Genomic DNA, 267 nt, shown 5'->3' with positions numbered 1-267 from the left:
CACCTGTCGTTTTTGCAATTGCAATTAGACTGTCATAATTATGATATCGCAAAGTACTATTCAATGATTGAGCTAAGAGAACGGCATAATTTAATGCTAAATCACTCACTTCAACAGCCACAGTTCCTAATTCTTTACGCAGGGGATTCAAGAGAGACGCAGCATATTGAGCCAATTCTTCACTAATGTCCTTGTCTACATTTTCAATATTTGGCAAGATAATATTTCGATCTTCTTCATTTCCTTTATAAGTATTAAGCAGTAATC

Annotated in this window: 1 protein-coding gene; it reads right to left on the bottom strand. The window is 34.8% G+C overall.

What is annotated here, in order from left to right:
- A partial coding sequence (locus RG959_RS24255) for a hypothetical protein (protein ID WP_342799314.1) occupies nucleotides 1-267 on the bottom strand: 267 nt, incomplete at both ends.

The sequence above is a fragment of the Domibacillus sp. 8LH genome (genome assembly GCF_038806185.1).
Classification (GTDB): domain Bacteria; phylum Bacillota; class Bacilli; order Bacillales; family Domibacillaceae; genus Domibacillus; species Domibacillus indicus_A.
The sequence above is the reverse complement of the archived record's forward strand: the minus strand, read 5'-3'. Positions and strand labels throughout refer to the sequence as shown.